General features: G+C 58.8%; 13 protein-coding genes. 5 read left to right on the top strand and 8 right to left on the bottom strand.

All coding sequences use genetic code 11. The features are described from left to right. Positions 1-34: 34 nt before the first annotated feature. Positions 35-3,739, bottom strand: a complete 3,705-nt coding sequence (locus B1C80_RS12320) for a PAS domain S-box protein (RefSeq protein ID WP_077921394.1) — start codon at positions 3,737-3,739, stop codon at positions 35-37. 193 nt (positions 3,740-3,932) lie between these two features. Between B1C80_RS12320 and B1C80_RS12315 the strand changes: the two genes are divergently transcribed. The 3 genes from B1C80_RS12315 to B1C80_RS12305 are packed head-to-tail and all read left to right on the top strand — an operon-like array spanning position 3,933 to position 6,119. After that, a complete protein-coding gene (locus B1C80_RS12315; RefSeq protein WP_077921393.1) occupies positions 3,933-4,268 on the top strand; it encodes a PKD domain-containing protein in 336 nt (111 codons plus the stop codon). A gap of 3 nt (positions 4,269-4,271) precedes the next feature. Continuing rightward, positions 4,272-5,267 carry a hypothetical protein gene (locus B1C80_RS28920; RefSeq protein ID WP_304442106.1) on the top strand — a complete coding sequence of 332 codons (996 nt, stop codon included), beginning with the start codon at positions 4,272-4,274 and terminating at the stop codon, positions 5,265-5,267. Positions 5,268-5,279: 12 nt separating this feature from the next. Beyond that, positions 5,280-6,119: a hypothetical protein gene (locus B1C80_RS12305; protein WP_077921391.1), complete on the top strand. Its 840-nt coding sequence runs from the start codon at positions 5,280-5,282 to the stop codon at positions 6,117-6,119. A gap of 12 nt (positions 6,120-6,131) precedes the next feature. On the opposite strand, the gene B1C80_RS12300 is transcribed toward B1C80_RS12305, so the two are convergent. The 7 genes from B1C80_RS12300 to B1C80_RS12270 form a co-directional block, all read right to left on the bottom strand. After that, the gene (locus tag B1C80_RS12300; RefSeq protein WP_077921390.1) at positions 6,132-7,502 is read right to left on the bottom strand and encodes a WG repeat-containing protein; all 1,371 of its coding nucleotides are present in this window, start codon (positions 7,500-7,502) and stop codon (positions 6,132-6,134) included. 89 nt (positions 7,503-7,591) lie between these two features. Then, the gene (locus tag B1C80_RS12295; RefSeq protein WP_077921389.1) at positions 7,592-8,194 is read right to left on the bottom strand and encodes a TIGR02281 family clan AA aspartic protease; all 603 of its coding nucleotides are present in this window, start codon (positions 8,192-8,194) and stop codon (positions 7,592-7,594) included. Continuing rightward, positions 8,187-9,521, bottom strand: a complete 1,335-nt coding sequence (locus tag B1C80_RS12290) for a hypothetical protein (protein WP_077921388.1) — start codon at positions 9,519-9,521, stop codon at positions 8,187-8,189. Before B1C80_RS12290 ends, B1C80_RS12295 begins: the two co-directional genes overlap by 8 nt. A 285-nt stretch (positions 9,522-9,806) precedes the next feature. Next, positions 9,807-13,244 carry a hypothetical protein gene (locus tag B1C80_RS12285; protein ID WP_077921387.1) on the bottom strand — a complete coding sequence of 1,146 codons (3,438 nt, stop codon included), beginning with the start codon at positions 13,242-13,244 and terminating at the stop codon, positions 9,807-9,809. 65 nt (positions 13,245-13,309) lie between these two features. Beyond that, on the bottom strand, positions 13,310-14,800 hold the full coding sequence (locus tag B1C80_RS12280; RefSeq protein WP_077921386.1) for a hypothetical protein: 1,491 nt from the start codon (positions 14,798-14,800) through the stop codon (positions 13,310-13,312). A gap of 233 nt (positions 14,801-15,033) precedes the next feature. Continuing rightward, positions 15,034-15,477 (bottom strand): hypothetical protein, encoded by a 444-nt coding sequence (locus tag B1C80_RS12275; RefSeq protein ID WP_077921385.1) that lies wholly within the window; start codon positions 15,475-15,477, stop codon positions 15,034-15,036. Between the two features lie 64 nt (positions 15,478-15,541). Further along, a complete protein-coding gene (locus tag B1C80_RS12270; protein WP_077921384.1) occupies positions 15,542-17,050 on the bottom strand; it encodes a hypothetical protein in 1,509 nt (502 codons plus the stop codon). A 338-nt stretch (positions 17,051-17,388) separates the two neighbouring features. Between B1C80_RS12270 and B1C80_RS12265 the strand changes: the two genes are divergently transcribed. Both B1C80_RS12265 and rsmA read left to right on the top strand, forming a co-directional pair. Continuing rightward, on the top strand, positions 17,389-19,026 hold the full coding sequence (locus B1C80_RS12265) for an Ig-like domain-containing protein (RefSeq protein WP_077921741.1): 1,638 nt from the start codon (positions 17,389-17,391) through the stop codon (positions 19,024-19,026). A gap of 338 nt (positions 19,027-19,364) precedes the next feature. Next, on the top strand, positions 19,365-20,159 hold the full coding sequence (rsmA, locus tag B1C80_RS12260; RefSeq protein ID WP_077921383.1) for a 16S rRNA (adenine(1518)-N(6)/adenine(1519)-N(6))-dimethyltransferase RsmA: 795 nt from the start codon (positions 19,365-19,367) through the stop codon (positions 20,157-20,159). Positions 20,160-20,175: the final 16 nt, after the last annotated feature.

Genomic DNA, 20,175 nt, shown 5'->3' with positions numbered 1-20,175 from the left:
CAGGAAATGGTGTGGTTGGTAGAGGTGGGTTTTGTCAGGGTTCTTCGCGGGTGGCCAGGAACTCGGCGAAGGCTTTTTCGAGGTCCTGAAGGGCTTCGTTCAGGCCGCTGGTGTCGTTGACTTTGAGCTTGCCTTCGGCGGTGCGGGCAATGTCGGCCATGCGCGCCACGCCGATGGTCCCCGCCGATCCTTTGAGGGTATGCAGGTGGCTTTTCACGGTCGGGATGTCGCCCAGGGCGTAGGCATCGATAGAACCCCGTACCAGATCGGCGGCTTCGATCATAAACTCTTCCAGAATACTGTCCACCAGCTCCTGCCCGCCAATGTCGCGCAGCTGACCCACAATGGCTTCATCAAGAATCGGGAGCTGATTTTCGGGTTTGGGTTCCTGGGCCTTCGGCTTACTGACGGGCGGGGCCGACGAAAGTTCGGGCTGGCTGGCCTTCAGCTGCCGGTTGTCAACAATCTCTTTTACCTTCGCCACCAGGCTCTGCGCCCGAATGGGTTTGGCAATATAATCGTCGAGACCCTGACTGATGAACCGTTCGCGATCTTCGCGCATCGAATAGGCCGTCATCGCTACGATGGTCGGGAGCTGACTGCCGAACTGATGGCGCAGATGCCGGGTCGTTTCCACGCCGTCCATGTCGGGCATCTGGATATCCATAAAAATGACGTCGAAGGGCGAGGCCGTCGGCGTTGCTGATCCGGCGCCGTCTTTGACCCGTTCGTCTACGGCCTGGATTGCTGCGGGACCGCTGTCGGCCGTGGTGACGACACAGCCGGCTTTGCGCAGAATTTCGCTGGCTACTTTCCGGTTCACGGCGTTATCATCAACGAGCAGCACCTGCGGGTGATAGGTCGAGAAGAAGTTGGCCAGCGCTATTTCGGCCACTTCGGTGGTTTGCTGGGTGGGGCTGATGGCCGTTTCTTTCAGCTCGATGGTGAACCAGAACGTGCTGCCCTGGCCTACTTCCGACTCGACACCCACGTCGCCTTTCATGAGCGTGGCGAGTTCTTTCGAGATGGCCAGTCCCAGCCCCGTGCCGCCGAACGACTTGCGCGAGGAGGTGTCGACCTGACTGAACGAGTTGAAGAGCAGCTTGATGTTGGCGGGCGAGATGCCAATGCCCGAGTCGATCACGGCCACCCGAATCCGGTTAAACTTCCCGTGTTTACTGATGAGCGATGCCTCCACGCGCACCTCGCCGTTTTCGGTAAACTTGATGGCGTTCGAGGTCAGGTTCGACAGCACCTGCAGCAGCCGCGTCTGATCGGCAATGACGTAGGTGGGCAGGTCGGGGCTGAGGTGGTAGGTCAGCGTATTATTTTTGGAGTTGGCCTGCTGCCCGAACAGCGCAATCAGCTTCTCGAAAATCTCCCGGAACGCAACCGGCGACTCGTGCAGCACCATCTTGCCCGCTTCGATCTTCGACAGGTCCAGGATGTCGTTCAAAATGTTGAGCAGCGTTTCTGACGATCGCTTGATGGTTTTGACGTAACTCCGCTGTTCGTCGTCGAGCTGGGTGTCGTTGAGCAGGTCGATCATGCCGATCACCCCGTTCATGGGCGTCCGGATTTCGTGGCTCATATTGGCCAGAAACTGCTCTTTGACCTTCAGCGATCGTTCGGCTTCGTCTTTGGCTTTAACCAGTTCGGCCGACTGGCGCTTCAGCTCCGTAATGTCGCGGGCCAGCACCGCTACTACCGGGTCGGGGTCGTTGCCGGGGCCATCGTTCAGCAGCAGCATGTTGAACATAAACTGCCGCTCGGTGCCGTCTTTCCGGCGCATGCTGACCTCGAAGTTGCGGAGGCTGTGGTTGCGGCCGAGCTTGATCATGGCCCGGTGGATAACGCTCTTGTCCACAAAATACTGCATGGCATCCTGCCCCAGTACCTCGTCCGGCGTATAGCCCAGGCGTTTGAATACCGACGGGCTGACCATCGTAATGCGCCCTTTCCGGTCGACCCGGGCGTAGATATCCTGGAGGTTTTCGAAGATACCCCGAAATTTTTCTTCGCTCTGCCGGGTCGCGATTTCGGCCCGTTTGCGGTTGGTGATATCGCGCGCTATGCCGGACACCTCTTCAATGAGCCCGCTGGCCAGCATGATCGGATTGAGCTGAAAGTCGAGCCAGCCCTCCGAGTTGTCGAGCCGGTCGCCGTCGATGCGGAGTTCAAAGTTCTGCGGCACCCCCCGAAAAGCCTGCCGGTAGCGGTCTTCGAGTATTTTACGGCTTTCGGGGCCGACCATCCGCCAGCCAAAGTTGGGCGCGCTGCTGTTGAGGGTAGGCAAGGCACCCACGTTGCGTTCGATCAGCTGGGCGTAATTTCGGTTGAACGAGGTGAGCTGCAGCGCTTTGTTGACCGACCAAATCAGGTAGGTGCTGCTGTCGAACATGGCGTTGAGCCGGGCGTTCTGCTTATCCAGAGCCGCTTCGGACTGCTTTCGGGCGATGGCCAGCGCCACCTGCCCCGAAATGAATTCGAGCAGTTCGAGGTCGCGGGGGCCGTAGGTGCGGGCATCGTCGTACGATTTGACCCCGATAATCCCCGTAATCTCGTCGCCGATCCGGAGCGGAGCCGTCAGCATCACCTGCGGCTGAAGCTGGCCGTACAGATCGATCTCGTGCTGTTCGGCCAGGGCCCGGATATCTTTCTCGTACAGAAACAGCGGTTTGTTGGCCTGAATGGTATATTCGGTCAGCCCGTTGCCGATCTTCCGCTTGGTAAACCGCATGTTGCCGCCAAAGTATTCGTCTACGTAATACGGGAACGACAGGTAGGTTTTGCCGGCGTCGTAGAGGGCAATGAAGAAGTTGCGGGCATCGATGATGTTGCCCAGTTCTTCATGGATTTTCTGATACAGCTCGTCCAGGTTGGGCGTGTTGATGGTCCAGTTGGCAATGCTATAATAGAGTTTCTGCGATTTTTCAGCGCGGATTTTTCCGGTGGTGTCGTGCAGAATACAGCGGAAAGCCGTTGGGCGGTCGTTATCGAAGCGGCAGTTGACGCTGCCCGACAGAAAGAGTGTTTTGCCCGTTTTGCTGCGGAAAACGGTCTCGATATACGGCAGCTTGTCCCCCTGCTGAATGCGCTTGAGGGCCGCCAGGGTGCTGGTGGCGTAGTCGGGGTGGAGTACGTCGCGCAGGTTCAGGGCGGCAATTTCGTCGGAGCTGTAGCCGAGTACCTCGCGCCAGGCCCGGTTCACGAAAATAAATTTGCCGTCGAGGGTGAGCAGCTGAATCAGGTCGGAGGTATTGTCGACGAGGTCCTGAAGCTGCGCATTGGTGTTCGAGAGTGCCGACGCTACCCGCCGTTTGTTGGTAACATCCTCGCCGATGAGCGTAAACGACGAGACATACCGATGGGTGCCGGTGCTGTCGTCGCCCCGGTTGGCAATGAACGAGTTGAGCAGCACATTCCGGACGGCCCCGCTGCGCGCCAGCATGCTGATCTCCCGCTGTTCGGGAAAGGTGGCTTTGGTCAGGGCGTCCTCAAATTCGAGTTCGAGCCGGGCGCGGTCGGCCGCCGGAATGAAAATGTCGAAAAAGTTTTTGCCGACGATATCGTCGGGTTGCCAGGCCGTAACGCGGTAGGTATACGGGTTGGCGTAGCTGAGCGTACCGTCGCGGTCGATGGTAACGCCAATCAGGTTGAGCTGGTCAACGGTCTGGCGAACATCGAACGGGGTAAGGGTATCGGCTATAGGGTCCTGTTGGGCTTTGAGTCCAGGCATAACTATGACAAGTCAATCGATCTGTTGAACGGCTACTCGTTCCGGTGTTGGATCAGGCCATACATTGGTCAGTGATTGTATAAATTTACGCAAAAGAGTGGCTGTTTGGTACAGACCGGATCAAGTCTATTTTGATGGCTAGTATATCTTCATTGGTCTACTATTACTTAATTTGCTGTTTATTGTACTACTTATGCTAAAACGTTTCCTATTTGGGTTTGTGCTACTGGGTCTGGCTGCCTGTGAGCCATTCGATCTGGAGCGCAAAACCTTTCCTGTCTGCGCCCAACCCTCGGCCGAGATCGGCGTTGTCGTCGATCAACTGGACGTCACCTTTTTCCTGGACAAACCCACGGGCGATATCACCGTGGCGGGCTGGGACCCCGGCGATGGGCGAAACATCGGCCGGGTCGGAAACCGGGTCACCTACAACTACGCCCAGCCGGGCACCTATACCGTCACGCTCGTGCTGGTCAACTCGTGCGATGATAAATACGTCCGTACCGCCCAGATCACCGTCCGTAACTAAACCATGATGCGTTTCATTCTCTTTTTTTTCGGGGGGCTTCTCCTGATACCAGCGGTTCAGGCGCAGGAACGGGTACGTAACATTCGGGTGCGCGCCATTGACTCGGCCCAGCTCGAAATTCGCTACGACCTGATCAGCGCCCGGCCCGGCGACTCTGTTTATTTCGACGTCCGCAGCCGGGTTCGTGGCTTACTCTCTATCCGGCCCGAACTGGTGCGGGGGGATGTGGGTCGGCGTATCGTGGCTGGTTCTGACCGGCGTATTGTCTGGAATGCGCTGGCCAATGGGTACGCGCTCGACGAAGAAATTCAGGCCATTGTGCGGGTCAAAGCGGGGGTGATGCCAGCGGCTCCTGAACCGACTCCCGAGCCGGTAACCCCGACCAGAACGGCCCCGGTGGCTACCGCCCCGACTCCCGCTACGCCTGCCAGCCCCGAACCCGCTCCGGACCAGCCGCGTCAGCGCCGGAACCGGGACCGACCGGTACCCGAGCCAGCGCCGGTTGTCCAAACTCCCGCCGAGCCTGCCGGGCCCGAAACCCCAGCCATACCGGGCGGGAGCCGGCTGGGTCGACAGCGGTACGACGGGCCAGCCTGGGCGCTGGTCAGTGCTGTAGCGCCGGGCATCGGCAATATTTTCGTGCAGCGTCCCAGACCCCGCGTGGGCTTCCGGCCACTGGTAACCGTTGCTACGTACGGTCTGGTTGCTTACGGATTCATGGAACGCCAGCAGGCGCAGGATGCTTACGCTGACTACGAGGTGCAGAAAAATGCCACGGCCGCCGAACCCTTTTACGTGACGGCTAATAACCATCACCAGCGGTATTTTATGGCCACCCGGGCGGCTGCCGCTGTGGCACTGACCGATGTGGTCTTGACGTTTATCAAGGGACTGCGGAACAGCCAGCTGCGTCGCGAGGCCCGCCGGATCGATGCCGTATCCGTTCGGCCGGGTCTTCAGATGGGCCAGCCCACCGCCGTTCTTCGCTACTCATTCTAACGATAATCTCTTATGCGTCTTTTTTTCTCCCTGGTGTTCACGGCCCTGCTGCTTACCGATGGCCTGGCGCAAACCCGCCGGGCGAAGGATGTCGTTTATTCGGCTTCCAGCGACTGGCAGAAGGTAACCCTCCGGCCGGCGGCTGCGCGTCGGCCCGCAACCCCCACGGCTTCGGCCAGTGTACCCACGCCTGCGTCAGCGGCAACACCCGATGAACCGGCCACCGCAGCTGCTCCCCCGTCGTCACCGCCCACCCGTCGACCTGCTCCGGCGGCTGATCCCGGTTATCGGCCCGCTTTTACCGGCGACTTTGCCACGAACCGAAACGGCTGGAAAGCAGGCGTGAAAGGCGACTATCAGTATCAGATCGGCCTGGGGAAATACAATATTCTCAAACGCCGGGCTACGCAGCAGGCTGCGTTCAGCTTCGTGCCGCTGCCGACCGCCATCAACCTCAATATTGCGGAGGAGTATACCATCAAAGTAGATATTGTGGCCGACTCGGGCCGGATTCCTACGGGTGGGGTCGTGTTCGGCGTGCGCGACTCAACGACCTATTCGGCCTTCCTGCTGAACGGAAACGGCGATATTGCCATCGTGCGGATGGCCGATGGGCAGACCTTCAGCGACTACATGCCGGGCGATTATTTCAAGCCGGGCGTAGCGCTCGATAAAAACCGGAACCGGCTGATTATTCGTCGGAAGGGCGATCTGCTCCATTTTTACATCAACGAGCAGGAGGTACGCAGCAGTCCGTATCCGTTCAAGATGCTGTCGGGAAACGGAATCGGCGTGACGACAACGGGCTACTGGACTTCGTTTCAGAAGCTGACGGTTACGCTGGGGCCGTAGGGAGCAGGTGGCCTATGGATTCCGAACCTGCTCGCCGTCCCGGTTGATGGTGATGAGCTGACCGTTCAGAAATGCCCCGGCCGTATTGCCCCGGAATGGCGTTACGGCTTCGTATTCAGGTTCGATCACCCACTGGTCATTCTGGTCGATGTAACCCCAGCGGCCCCGGCTGCGGGCGCGTCGCCAGCCGCGTTCGTCGGTGCCGAGTTCTACCTTGTCGTAGGGTTTATCGCCAAAGGCTTCCTCGTATTTTCCCTGTCGGGCGTCGGCGGGGGTTGGGGCGGGTTCGGTGGCGGGTTCGTCAACGCGCTGCGGTTCCGGCTCCCGGGCCTTCGGTTCGTCGGTGGGTTTCGTATCGGATGCGATCGACTCGTCCTCGTCCGTAGCGGGCGTTGTCTCGGTCTCCGTAGCGGTTGGTTCGGGAGCGGGTTCCTGCCGGCTCAGGGCCGACGTTTCGTCGGTTGTCGATCGGTCGGCGAGTTGTTCCTGCTGGTTAGGTTCGGCACGGGTCCGGCTTCCCGAGTTGCTGTTCCTGATGAACCAGTAAATCAGCGCCAGCAGGGCCAGCGCGAACAAAACGCCGTATATGCCGCTCCGGTCGCGCGGGATAACCTCCACCCTTACGGTACTGAGCGGATTATTATTGACGTCGAACAGGGTGTAATCGGTGGTCTTCTTCGGTTTTACCCAGCCCCGGTTTTTCGGCGACAGGCCCTCGCCCAGATCGTCGATGGTTACGGCCAGCAGGTTCGTAACGTCCCATTCGATGGTCACGGCCTGGCCCTGCCTGACCCGGGCGGGTGTGGCCGTAAACGTTCTGACAAAGGGCGCGGGCGGCTCCGGCAGCGGAGCAGGAGGGACGTAAGCCGGTTCTGGCGCAGGCGGTGGCTGGGGCGGCTCAACTACGGGGGCGGGCTCGGTAACGCGTACAACCGGCGGGGCAGGCTCGGGCTCCGGCTCAATCAGGTCTTCGTAGGGATCAGCCGCGGGCGCAACCGGCGAAGTTACGACCGGGGCCGGTTCGCTGACGGGGGGCACTGGCTTCGGGCTGTGCCGCGCCAGCTCGGCCGGTATCCAGCGGTTGCGGACAAACTCGGGCGACAGGTTCAGCGATCGGGCAGCATTGATAATCTGGTTGATGTCCTGATCGATCAGATGCGCGCGCGACGGTTCGGCCAGCCGGGCAATACGGGTCTGAATATTCTGGAAAAGAATACGGTTGTTGCTGACCTCCTGACCGATATCATTGGCTCGTTTCAGCGCATCGGGCAGCGACAGGCCAGCCGCCTGCGCGTCCTGCAGGTAGCCGTTGGTGCGCCAGGCGTCGGGACCATCCAGTACGATGGCTTCGCGGAGTCGATCGGTCAGTTCGGTTTCTGTCATTGAGAGCGGTAGTGGTATGTAGTCAAGTCAGCGCGATTTCCGGGCATGTCGCCGTAAACCGCGCTGGTCATTGCTATAAACACAAAAAATCAATCAAACGTCACCACGTTCCGCCGGTAATCGACCGAAATTTTGCCAAACTGCGACAAGGCCGACTGGCCGAGCAACAAAGGGGCTTTGCTGCTGCCGACAATATTGGCGTTGACATTCTGTAACACCCGATCCCCGATCTGGACCGACCGGAGTCGAACCACCGCCCCGGGCGATATGGCTCCGGTAGCGTCCTGGAAGCGCGACCGCCCGATTACGTCGGCGGGTTTGAGCGCCCCCTGTTTGTAGAGCAGTTCCGCTTCGGCTTCCGACATGGAAATCAGGCTCGCGCCGGTGTCGAGGATGAACCGCATGGGAACGCCATTTACCGTAACCGGCACTTTATATACGCCGTTCTCTTTCTCCATCGCCACTTCGGTAGGCCCGTCGCCGATCTGCTTCAGCGTTGGTTTCGCCACCGCCGGGGTCGTATCGGCCGGTACGCGGGCCGGTGCATCGGACGTACTGCGTTTGGTCCGGCGGGGCTGGTGACTACCCGATCGTGAGCAGCCCGAGCAGCCCGACAGGTACAGCAGCGATGCCACCAGGAGCAGCGCATACAGAGGTCGGAGTGCCGCTATGATCGCTACAGACCTATTCATAGCGGATGAGGGCTTTGGTGACGACGCGCCAGCCCCCGTTCTCGCGGACAGCCTCCCCGTCGCGCCGGTTAACGATGCGGGTGTGTTGCGAGGAGTAGCTGTTTTCGCTATCGCAGGCGGGTTCGATCATGTAGTTTCGATACGTCAGCAGGCGCGTTACCCGGCCCGGTTCTGCTTCGAAGCTAAAGGTAGCCACGTCGGGTTTGTCGGCGCTGATGCTGAACCGATAAGCCGATTCGGGCGAGAGTGCGGGCATCTGCTGGCCGCTGTCGAACAAACCGTTGGGGCTGGGGGGCGGGAAATAAAGCACCTCGTTCCGGACCGGCGGGGGCGTTACCTGCGACTGGCTCATGGGTACCGGCGCCGGCTCGGGCCGGACACTGGCTTCGACAACCGGATTAGCGGGCGGAGCGGGCGCTGCCGGGCTGGCGGGCTGACTGGCCGACTGCTTCAACTGACGAATAGCGGCCAGTGGATCGGTACCCAGCTCGGCCCGGATGGTATCGTAGGCCTCGGCTTTGGTTTTATAGTCGGGCTGGTTCTGTGGGGGACGAGGGGTGTTGGTCGGCTTACTCCGCTGCGCCTGGTCCAACTGGGCGGCAAGCCGGCTGTTCTGGGCCGTTAGTCCGTCTACGTCCGATTTCAACGACCGATACCCCAGCCAATAAACGGCGCCGGCTCCGACTATCAGCCCAACTAGACCACTTGCAATGATCATCCACATGCTTTTTTCCTGTTCTTCTTTTACGGCCCGCTCCAGCCGGCTCATCTGCAGGGCTACGGGGTCTATGTTGCCTTCGTCCGACAGGCCGGTTTCGGCGTCAACGGCCGGTTGTTCGGCCGTGGCGGGCTGATCGGTGGCTGGCTGAGCCGGGTCGGGCTGACCAGGGGGCAGGAGCCCGTCAATTTTAGCCAGAATTTGTAGCTGAACGGCTGGCGTGAGCGGCACACTGTATGGTTTTTCCGCTTTGTGTTTGATGTAGAACTGCAGCAGCTGTTTCCGGATGGCCGCGTTGGCTTCGGCGGGTGGCAGGGCCTGAAAACGCTGGGTGTTTTTCAGCACCGACAGTTCTTCCAGCTTGGCGCCAACCTGATCCCAGCTGCCTACCGTTCTGATGATCATCTGCGGGTCGCAGCCGTCGCCACATTCGAGCAGCTGATTGTAGATGTCCTGTGCCTTGGGCTGGTCGATTTTCTCAAATACGGCAATGGCTACCTCTTTGGTCAGCGTATCCACCGCAGCCGCATTGGGCGTTGCCGTCTGAGCCAGCAGGGAAGTGCCCAGGCCAATCGTACCAACGAGCGTCAGGATCGTTTTCTGTATCATAAAAAAGGTTGGTTTAAGCGCCCGAACCGGTCTGCCAGTCGGGCGCTGTCCTCTTTTCAATTGTCGTATGTACCGAAGTCGCTCACCGTAGTCCCTGCGGTCGGCGCTCTCTACACCGTGGTCTGCGCCGGCTTCACCGGAATGCGTAGTTGGACCACTCGTGCGACAGCAACAAACCATCCGGACAAGTGGTCCAACTACGCGTCCCGGACTACGCGTCCCGGTGAGGACACGGACCACGGTGAGCGACTTCGGTGTAACACCCGGACCGGTATCAACCAGGGATTACGCCAGGGCGTTGGCCAGTTTGTTGATGGCTCCGATCAGCGGGTAGAAGAACAACGTTTCTTCGATGGGCGCGGCCAGGGCGTCGGTCATGCCACTGTACTCGGCAGCCACGTCGCTTTCCCGGCGCTGGATACCGTCCATGAGCGAGGTGTCCAGGTGGGTACGCAGTTCCTGTTGCGCCACGGCCAGCGACCGGGCCGACACGTTCAGGTTGCGGACAAAGCTGAACTGCTGATTCAGGGCGAAGAAGAAATCGATGAACGCGTTGGTTTCTTTCAGCAATGAATCGACGACTTCGGGCCGGCGCAGATCCGCATAGGTCAGCGCCGGGTACTGATCGTTGAACGTGGCCGGGTACACATAGCTGATGGCTTCGGTATCGACGGGGCGGCTGTTGGTGGGTTGCATCAGCGCTCCTTTGCAGGTCACCTCTTTCGGTCCCTTGCGCTCGTAGAACAGCGTCAGGCCACTCAGGTCGTAGGGCTGCTCATAGACCTTCTCGAAGATGGCCCGCGCTAGCTTTCCCAGCATCGCATCGTCCGTACTGATAATGGTCAGCAGTTTCGAGCCAGTGCCGCTAAACGTCAGCGCGCCCGGCAACCCGATGCCTTTGCTCTTCATCAGCCGGGCTACGTGGTAAAGCAGCGCGGTGTAGAACAGTACGAATACGACCTTCAGGTCTTCATCCTTGGCCAGCATGCCGTTGAACGACAGCATACTTTTGGCTTTTACGTCGTTGCTCTTCTCGATCGAAAACCAGAACGCCATGATGTCTTCGGAGCGGTTGGTTTCCAGCATGCGCCGGTTGTTATCGCTCAGGTTGCCCAGGCTCTGGCTGTCGAGCAGGGTCTGGATGCGGTCGGCGTACTTGCGGACAAACCCGTTGTGGCTGGCGGCTCCGTATTCGCTGAATGCATCGCCGTAGATGGCGTTACCGGCAAAGCGGAACGAGGTCAGCAGCTTGGGTTCGTTTCGTTCGTAGACCACCACGTCGGAGGTGCCTCCGCCAATGTCGACGTTGATGACCGGCCGGGCCGATGCGCTCAGGGTGGGGTTTTGCTTGTAGTAATAAAACGGCGCTACCGACTCCGATACCTCGCGCAACCGACCGGGCGCTCCGCCAATGTAGCGGTCATACAGTTCCTGCCAGTCGGTGCGGAGCTGGCTCACGCGGCCGGGGGTCATGCTGGCCGGGAAGAACCAGTACACCACCGTTTGGGTCAGGTTGCCGCCTTCGGTCAGCACTTTGTTTTTGATGAGCATCAGCAGCTCTTCCAGGAAGGCCTCTACCCGCCGTTCGGTCTGGTCGTTGTTCTTGGCCCATTTCAGGTTGGTCGTGATCCGGTTCGACCCCGCTGGCTGTCGTTCTACGTAGAACGGGATGTTGAAGTCGGCCAGGGCCTGCGTCTGCTGGTTGAAGCTGAGGTTCATCGGCTCGGCAATGGCCGTCCGCGTCGGAAAATTGTCAGGACGGCCGGGGCCGATGGTGGGCGGTACGAACTCCAGATCGTAGAGCAGAAACAGCTCGAACAGGGCCGGGTTGTACTGCGCCGGATTGACCAGCGTCGCTACCTGTGGCGTCAGTTCGGCCACCTCGAAGGGGCGGGGCGCACTGCCGTCTACTTTGTACTCGACGTGGGTGTTGGTGGTGCCGAAATCGACCGAAAATTCGAACTGCTTGCTACCGCCGTTGTACACCTGCCAGCGCGGAATCAGCAGGCCGTGGACCTCACGACCGTCGCCCCGGATGTTGGCCTGCACGTAGTCGAACTCCTCCCGCAGCACATAATACACGCTCGATCCGTCGGTGTTCTGCTGGCGAACGGTGCGCTGGTGTTTCGACTCGGGCCTGACTTCGGCGTTGGTTTTCTCCCCGTAATAGGTCAGTTCGTACTGGTTCTGGCTATCGAAACCCGACTCGATCAGCTGCACCCGATAATCGGCCGGTACCGGTACACTGCCCGACCGAACAAAGGGATACACGTTGACCGTAAACGAATTTTCGATGATGATTCCTTCATTTGTGGTTTCATTCGGTGCCGTACCGTTGTTGCCGATCGTTTGGGCATACAGCCGCTCGAAGGTGACGAACTGGTTGCCGGGCTGGCCGGGGGCCGTTACCGGAATATCGAGCGATACGTTGACGCCGGCCCCCTGTGGCGTCATCCTGATCCGGACGCGGCCCGTCATGAGGTCGTCTACGTCGAAGAAGTCGAAGAAATCCTTTTTCAGCGGCAGCAGGTAGCCCTTGTCGGTTGCCGGAGCCTGCAGGTTTCCGTCGAAAAACCGGCCCCGATCCATAGGGTAGGGAAGCCGGACCAGGTAAGGCTCCAGAAAGTCGCTGACCGTCAGCCAGGGGTAGTTGCCGGGCTGGCCAGGCAGGGGGCGCTGGTTGTCGCGCCAGGACTCCCGGGCCACGTAGGGTACGGGCGTGTTGGGGTTCCACTGCGCCTGCGGTACGTAGGTAAAGGGCCGGAAGAACCGGTTCTGCAAGGCCATGGGGCGTGGCTTGCCCTGGTTCAGGGTCTCGTATTTCTTGGATTTGATGATAAAGTCGCTGACCTGATCGATGGCCCGGGCGTCGGACTTCTTCTTGCGGAGCGGGAATCCCAGCACTTCCACTACGTCGCCGGGGCCGGTGGTCAGCTCGTCGAAATCGTTGTCGAACTTTTCGCGCGTCAGCAGCGGCTGGCCATTGGGCGATTCGATATGCTCGTAGAACATCGTCGGATTCTGCTGCTGCAACAGCGACCGGCTCCGGTTCAGGTAATCATCGACCTCGCGGAAGCGGTCGCGGAAGTTGGGCATGAACAGCTTGATGGCGTACCAGAACTTCTGGTATTCGATATCGCGCTGGTGGAGGGGCGTTACCGACTGATCGAACAGCCGATCGTTCCCCATCGTTACGTCGACCCAGCTCAGGTCGTTGCCCGACGAGAAAAACAGGGTTTTGGGCGAGGTGCCACCGACCACGCGCCCCCGGTAGCTGAGAATAAACAGCCGGTTGATGTCGGCAAAGTTGTATTCGGCCGCGTCCTGGTCGAGAAACAGCTTCAGCGCATCGCCCAGCCGCCGGTGGCCCTGATTGGTCGACTGCCGCAGCCGATCGAGGTCGGTGCGCACGTCGAAAGGGGTGATGGTGACGAAGGTTTTGAGCTTGTCGAAGTTGAAAAACAGCTCGCCCACGTCGAGGCAGTCGGATACGATACGCTGGTCGTTGATGGTGCCGTTCAGATCGGGCCGGAGGGCCAGGTTCAGGAAGGCCGACCGAACCAGATCCATTCGGGCAAACGGACTCGGAATCGAGGTCGGCTGCTTCACCGTTTGGCCGCCCTGCGGGTCGCGGATGGCGGCAATCTGGTCGGTCCCGAGCGGTTTGCTCACGTACCAGTGCAGACCCGGTGTTGGGTTATGTAAGCTAAGCGTTGTTGGCATAGTTAAGCGCTTTTGGCGGTTGGCAATGAGAGGCCTTCTGACGGCGAAATGACAACCTGAACTTGTTAATAATCCATCACCTTCGGCAGCCGCTCGCGTACGAAACGGTCGGTACCTTCGGAGAACAACTGAATAAATTTATCGGCCTCGCTTACGTAGGCTTTGCCTTCGGCGGTTTTGTTGAGCGTTTGGTCGAAGTCGTCAACGATGTCGAGTTTAACATCCGACTCGCCCCCGAACAGGCCTCTCTTCTTGGGTTCGAATCCGCGAACGGTATGGCCCAGGTTAGCTGCGTCGAGCAGGAACGGGTCGAATCCGCGCTTGTTGGCGCCCATCTCAGACAGCCATTGCCGGAAGCCCGCATCGAAGTTTTTGACGCTGTTGAAAAACGACGAGTTCAGGAACGAGGTCGAGATTTGCGGGTTGGCTTTCGACCACTGCACGGTACCGGCAGCTGAGCGGATTCGCTGGCTGAGGTAGGTGCTGAACAGCGCCATTTTAGAAAGGGGCAGGCTGATGAGCTGTTTGGTGGCGGCTGCCAGATGCCCCAGTTGCAGCGAGGTGCCGTCCTGCTCGACCCCGAACTCCTTATAAACCGGATTGGTCGGGCGGCCGTTGCTGACGGTCAGCGAACTGTCGGGCGTGTTCATGAAATCGACAATGGCCAGGGCCGACGCCATTTCAACAAAGTGGGCTTCGTTCTTTTGACCACCCGCGCCGGGGTCATAGGTATAGGCCTTCGTCTGGTCGTCGCCGATGTAGTAGAGGGCGTTGACAGATGGATTTACGCCTTTCTGGTAATAGTTGAGGGCGGCCTTGGTTTTGGCGATGAACGAGGCCGGGTCGATCAGCTTGTTGTCGCTGGTGGTGAGGCTGAAGTACGGCATCACCGTTACGGCACCGATCTTGGCATCGCGCAGGAACGCCGGATTCGGAATTTGTCCGATAGCCTGCGCCCCCCGGATGTTCTTGAGCAGAATCGGGAAGCCGGCCGCGCCCGTACCGCCGAAGATGGAGCTGACGATAAAAATACGATCGTTGGCGCCGAAGTTCTCGGCAAAGGCCTGGAACACGTCGGAGTAGCGGAACTGGTTCAGTACCGTACTGCCAATATTAGGGTTGCCAACGAAGCCGATGTCCATTTTCGTTTCCAGATTTTCTTCCGAAAAGAGGAGGCTGGCCAGTGCTTTGTTAGGCGCGTCGAGACCTTCGTAGTTGATATAGTCGCGAAACTTCTCCTGCTGTACGCCCTGCAGCTCGAACACATACGTATCGGCAATGGTCGCGTTACCGCCGATAGACCGGTTGAGGGTTTTTATTTCCGTACCGAAGAAGTTCTCGGCAGGTTTCGATTGCAGACCCGCGCGGATGTTGCCGTATTCGCGCAACAGATCTTTGGTGCGGAGGAGGTCGTCGTTGGTGGCATGGGGGTCGAGGACAATCGGAATGACCTCGTCGGTGTTGTTGAGCTTCACGCCCGACGCCAGCAGGAACGTCAGGGCCTTCAGCACCCGCGATCCCGTTCCGCCAATAGCGAATACAAATAATTTAGCCATAGTTCTATGTTTTTCCTTTGTGCAGACGCGACCGCCCGGCCATCGTGTCTCAGCCGCGTCAGTAATAAATCATCCGGATGGGAGCACGCAAAACCGTCCGGTTGTAGAGACGCAAAACCATCCGGTTGTAGAGAGACGTAAAACCATCCGGTCAGGAGACGCAATGGGTTGCGTCTCTACAACCGTGGTCTGTGGGTACACGGACCACGGTGTACCCACGGCGTCGAAACTCGTTATTTAGATGGCCACAGCATGGGCCGGTGTTTAGCGTTTTTACTGAAATTTTTCATGATCATGGAGATGACAAAGAAGATAACCGCCGTCAGCAGCGCCATCCCGAACGCATAGCTCAGAAAGACGCTGATGCCCTGGTCGAAGTACATCCCCTGCTCGGGGTCGGCCTCGTCGCGCGGGAGTTCCTGCCCGGCTTTCTGGTAACAGGTAACCAGTGTAATAACGAACAGGGTCAGGGCGCTGACCCCCAGCATCAGCAGCCAGCTGCCGAGTCCGCTGAAACTGACTTTGTTGAAAGGCCAGATGTAAAACGCAAAGGCAACGACGAACGCAATGCCGATGGCGGTCCAGGTCATGGGCGACAGCAGCTCCTCCTGGTACAAATCTTCGAGTAAGGCGCTGTTGACAAACAGATTGTAGAAATTATAGAGTGATTCTTCCATGTTGTTTATTGAGCGAATGGCGAATGAGTGATTGAGTGAATACCGGTTTACGCAAACCATTCACTCAATTCAGATTTATCGTTAGCGTGAAATACTCGGTTTGGTTGTTGGGGTTATAGGCTCGTTCGACGCCCTGCAAGAGGTTTTGGAGGCCAAAGGTAGAGGTAGCGTCGACGGGGATATCGTTGGTCGTGTTGGTCTGGCTGATCCAGCGGGGCGGAAACTGCCGACGGAGCCGGATTACGGCCGTACGGGCGCCCCGGGCCGGTTTATCGGTGCTCAGCAACAGCTTGTGGGTGGTGCCGTTGGCGCCCGAGTAGGTCTGTACGGCCGATACCCTGAAGTTGTCTTTACCCGATACGTCGTACTGGCTGACGTCGGTCAGCAGCGAGGCCGGCAGGCGCAGCGCCGACAGGTCGACCGCTACCGGAATGGCCAGGCTTTTGTCGGTTACGTCGGGCTGCACATCGTCGAGGGCGTGAACCGCTTTGGTGCGGGCGCGCACCTCTTCGGCGGCCCGTTTGAACCGGCCTTTGCGCGCCGGGTCGGTGACCAGTACCGTATAGAACGGCTCCACTGCTTTGGCGTCGCGCCCGAAGAACCACGAATCTTCGAAACCGGGCAGCCGCTCAAACTGCCGGATGGTCTGGTAAGCGGGGTCGGTATACAGCCGTTGCAGGGTTTCGGTCCGGCCAATCAGGCAGAGGTAATACGGGCGTTCGCCTTTGTATTTCTGTTTGGTGTTGTTCCAGCTATAGTAGGTTCCGTCGAAGTCGGCGGTGAGCTTCAGGACCAGCATCGAGTGGGTTGTGGCGTGGGGGTTGAAGACCGTAGTCAGCAGCGAGCTGGCCGCGTCGAGGGTTTTCTGCGCACTCATCCCGGCCAGACCGGGGTCGGAGTAGATCAGGTCGGAGACCAGCACACTCAGGTCGTCGCCGGTGGTTTCGGACAGAATGGTCTGGAAGATGCCTTCGAAATCGGTACTGGTCGTTTTCCCTTTTGTCCTGGCTACGGTAAAGAGGTTCTTCTCCCGGAAAAACTGCGAGAGCGACAGCCCCAGCGGGGTCACTTCGGTATTGACTACGAACATGTTTCCCTGGCCCGGATTGATGCCATCGAACTGGGTCAGCAGGTCGTTGAGGGTTCGTTTGAAGGTGCCGTTGCCGCCGGGCGCGTCGTAGGGGAACATGCTGCCGCTGGCTTCGAGGTAAAGTTTGAGCCGGAGGGGCTTGGCCGATGCCGTCGCCCCCGCCAGCGATACCGTTGGCGCGTCGCCTTCTTTGGCGAGTTTGCGGTAGGTCATGTTCCGCCGGATGTACTTCAACAGTTCAGCGTCGTCTACGTCGCCCGCATCGGTGAGTAGTTTGGCGGTTTTCTTATTGTCGGCGAGGTCGTCTTTCTGGCTCTCGATGAAGGTACGGATCGCGTCGGCTTCGGTGGCGTCGATGGCCTTATCGCTGGTAAGCGCATCGCTGATCTGGCTGTCCAGCTCATCAGCGGGGCCGGAGCAGCTGGCCAGCAAGCCTGCCAGCGTAAGCGTTGTCAGCAGGGAAAATAGGCGGGTGTGAATCATGAACAGCGTTTTGATGGGGGCACAACGGCCGGGGGCAAATCCGTTTGTCAGTGGCGTAAACCCGATTCGTCTGACAAAGGTTGAGCGGTAAAGCTACCAAACTCGTTACGCCCCCGGTCGCCTGATGACCAGGCAGGCTTAAATTTTCTTAAAATTCTACCTAACGTAACGAATGAAACACCCATTTTATGTCGGCCGGTACAGAAGAACCATAAACGGGCGTTTACCTTTGTGTGAATGGTAAAGCCGAAGCCGATGCTTCGGACGAGAGAAAACAAGTTGCTTTTACCGCCCAAACCAGCGCGATACCACCCGCTCTGGCTGGCCACTACCCTGATATGTCATTTCGCCATTACCTGTTTATCGCCCTGCTGGCTCTTCCTATTCTTCTGCAGAACTGCGCCCAGGTGGCCCAGCCGCCCGGCGGTAAAAAAGATACCCTGGCGCCCAAGCTGGTGTCGAGTGTGCCCAAGCAGCGCCAGCTGAATTATGCCGGCCAGACCGTAGAGCTGGCGTTCGACGAGTACGTGACGGCCGAAAATATCCAGCAGAAAATTACCATCACGCCCCAGGACAGCAACACCTTCGTGGTCAAGCAACAGCCAAACGGACTCCGGCTCAACTTTGCCAAACCCTTACAGAAGAACACCACCTACACCATCGATTTCTCCGACGGGATCAAAGACATTACCGAGCGTAACGTAGCCAAAGATGCCAAGGTCGTTTTCAGCACCGGACCTGCCATCGATTCGCTTTACCTGAGCGGTACTGTTGTCGATGACGAAAGCCGCCTGCCGCTGCTGGGCTTCGTGGTGGGTCTCTTTGGGCCGAACGATACGCTGCCTATCAACCGCAAACGCCCGGCTTATTTTGCCCGTACCGACAGCAACGGCGTCTTCCGCGTCGAAAACGTGAAGTCGGATCGCTATAAAGTGTTCGGGTTCGAAGACAAGGATCTGAACCTGGTCAACAACACCCCCGGCGAGCGCGTCGCTTTCCGCGATAGCGTGGTGAACCTGAACCGGACGTACACCGATGTGAATCTGGTGGCGTTTCGGGGCTACGGTAAGCCACGCATCAGCCGACGCGAACGCACCGACGAAACGCTGGGGCTGGAGCTGAGCAGCGGTATTGCCAGCTACCGGCTGCTGTTTGCCAAGCCCGGCGATACGCTGGTGTCGTTTCTGGAGTCGCCGAAGATGATCCGGCTGTTCAGGCCTGCCAACCGGGCCGCGGCCGATACCATTGCCGTTACCGTGGCGGCCGAAGACTCGGTCGGTAACGTGACGGAGCTGAAAGAGCGAATTTATTTTTCGCCCCTCAAAACGCGCGCCCGCGACCGGAAACCACTAACTGTGAACCTGACGCCGGCCCCCAGCGAACCGACCGATAATAACCTGGAGCTGACGCTGACGTTTACCAAACCCATCCTGCGGTATAGCACCCAGCTGATTGCGATCGGTCCCGATACGACCAAACCCCTGCCATTGCCCCAGAACGAGCTGACCTGGAGCAACAATTTCTCGCGGCTGGTGATCAAAAAGCCGACCAACGTGCGCGACAGCCTGTTCATGTTGCTGCAAAAAGGAGCGTTCGTAAGCGTGCAGGGCGATACATTGCCCCGGTTTCTGGCCAAGTACACCATTGCCGACGAAGACAGCTACGGCCTGATTGCGGGTCGGGTAAGTCCAGCGGCCGTGGGGGCTGCGGGTACCAACTTCATTGTCGAGCTGCTGGACGAGAAGTACACCCTAATCCGGTCGTCATACGGAACGCCGGCCTATAGCTTTGCCCGCCTTCGACCGGGTCGATACCGCGTTCGGCTCATCATTGACCGCAACGGCAACAGAAAGCGCGACATTGGCAACGTACAGAAAGGTATCCAGCCCGAATCGATTATCTACCATCCGGGTGCCGAAGAAGGCGGTATCATTCCGCTCAAGCAGAACTTCGAGCTGACCGATATCGATTTCTGAGTCGGGGTCGTACCGATTCCGTCCGATTCCGTCCGATTCCGTCTTCGGCACGTCGGCGTTTGTTCTCATAGCGATATTGGGCTCCGGGTACATGTCGTCCCTGCCGGGGCTATGGCGAAGGAGCGGGGGGATGGATAGGCCGTTGCCAACCGGCAAAAAGCGCGAAGACGCTGCGGGCTTTGGGAGGCTAACGGAGCTGAACTTTGTTAGGGTAGCCTGAGAACGCCTAAACCTTCAGGCTTGTGCAGTTGATTGGCTTACTTTTGACTGGCTCGCCGTACCTTTGTTGTGGGCTGCCAACGTGTCTGAATCACTTTTTTTGCGGCCCTTCGCCCATTATGCAGGTTACGCCTAAAAAAGAACTCGGCCAGCACTTTCTGAAAGACCTTAGTATTGCCCAGCGCATCGCTGATCTGCTGACCGGGCACGGTGGCTATACGCAGCTGCTCGAAATTGGGCCAGGAATGGGCGTGCTGACGCAGTTTCTGTTGCAGAAACCCGCCTTCGAAACGTTCGTGATCGAGATTGACCGCGAATCGGTCGATTACCTCAAACAGCACGTGCCGGCGCTGGAGGGGCATATTCTGGCATCCGACTTCCTGAACATACGCCCCGATCTGCTGCCGGCTAAACAGCCCGATACTACCACCCCCTTTGCCGTAATCGGCAATTTTCCGTACAACATCTCGACCCAGATCCTGTTTAAGGTTCTTGAGATGCGCGACCGCGTACCCGAGGTTGTGGGCATGTTTCAGCGCGAGGTGGCACAGCGGGTCGCGTCGGGGCCGGGCAACAAAGACTACGGTATTCTGAGTGTACTGCTCCAGGCCTGGTACGACATCAAGTACGAGTTCACCGTTGAGCCCGAGGTGTTCAACCCGCCCCCGAAAGTGCATTCGGGCGTGCTCTCGCTGCGTCGCAATGACAAAACCGAGCTCGGCTGCGACGAGCGCAAATTCACTCAGGTGGTTAAGCATGGCTTTGGGCAGCGACGCAAAACATTGCGCAACGCCCTCAAACCCCTCAACCCCACCGAAGCGGCTCTGGCCAGCCCGTTTATGGACAAACGCGCCGAACAGCTCAGCGTAGCCGAGTTCGTTGACCTAACAATAGCGATGAGTTATGAGCGATGAGCATTCGGTTCTCATA

Source organism: Spirosoma sp. 209 (assembly GCF_002006735.1).
GTDB lineage: Bacteria > Bacteroidota > Bacteroidia > Cytophagales > Spirosomataceae > Spirosoma > Spirosoma sordidisoli.
Note: the sequence above shows the minus strand (reverse complement) of the source record. Positions and strands in the feature narration are given on the sequence as shown.

Coding starts and splice junctions, on each gene's coding strand:
- B1C80_RS12280 (WP_077921386.1), bottom strand. CDS start 14,800: ATGGCTAAATTATTTGTATTCGCTATTGGCGGAACGGGATCGCGGGTG.
- B1C80_RS12265 (WP_077921741.1), top strand. CDS start 17,389: ATGTCATTTCGCCATTACCTGTTTATCGCCCTGCTGGCTCTTCCTATT.
- B1C80_RS12290 (WP_077921388.1), bottom strand. CDS start 9,521: ATGATACAGAAAACGATCCTGACGCTCGTTGGTACGATTGGCCTGGGC.
- B1C80_RS12300 (WP_077921390.1), bottom strand. CDS start 7,502: ATGACAGAAACCGAACTGACCGATCGACTCCGCGAAGCCATCGTACTG.
- B1C80_RS12270 (WP_077921384.1), bottom strand. CDS start 17,050: ATGATTCACACCCGCCTATTTTCCCTGCTGACAACGCTTACGCTGGCA.
- B1C80_RS12295 (WP_077921389.1), bottom strand. CDS start 8,194: ATGAATAGGTCTGTAGCGATCATAGCGGCACTCCGACCTCTGTATGCG.
- B1C80_RS12285 (WP_077921387.1), bottom strand. CDS start 13,244: ATGCCAACAACGCTTAGCTTACATAACCCAACACCGGGTCTGCACTGG.
- B1C80_RS12305 (WP_077921391.1), top strand. CDS start 5,280: ATGCGTCTTTTTTTCTCCCTGGTGTTCACGGCCCTGCTGCTTACCGAT.
- rsmA (WP_077921383.1), top strand. CDS start 19,365: ATGCAGGTTACGCCTAAAAAAGAACTCGGCCAGCACTTTCTGAAAGAC.
- B1C80_RS28920 (WP_304442106.1), top strand. CDS start 4,272: ATGATGCGTTTCATTCTCTTTTTTTTCGGGGGGCTTCTCCTGATACCA.
- B1C80_RS12315 (WP_077921393.1), top strand. CDS start 3,933: ATGCTAAAACGTTTCCTATTTGGGTTTGTGCTACTGGGTCTGGCTGCC.
- B1C80_RS12275 (WP_077921385.1), bottom strand. CDS start 15,477: ATGGAAGAATCACTCTATAATTTCTACAATCTGTTTGTCAACAGCGCC.
- B1C80_RS12320 (WP_077921394.1), bottom strand. CDS start 3,739: ATGCCTGGACTCAAAGCCCAACAGGACCCTATAGCCGATACCCTTACC.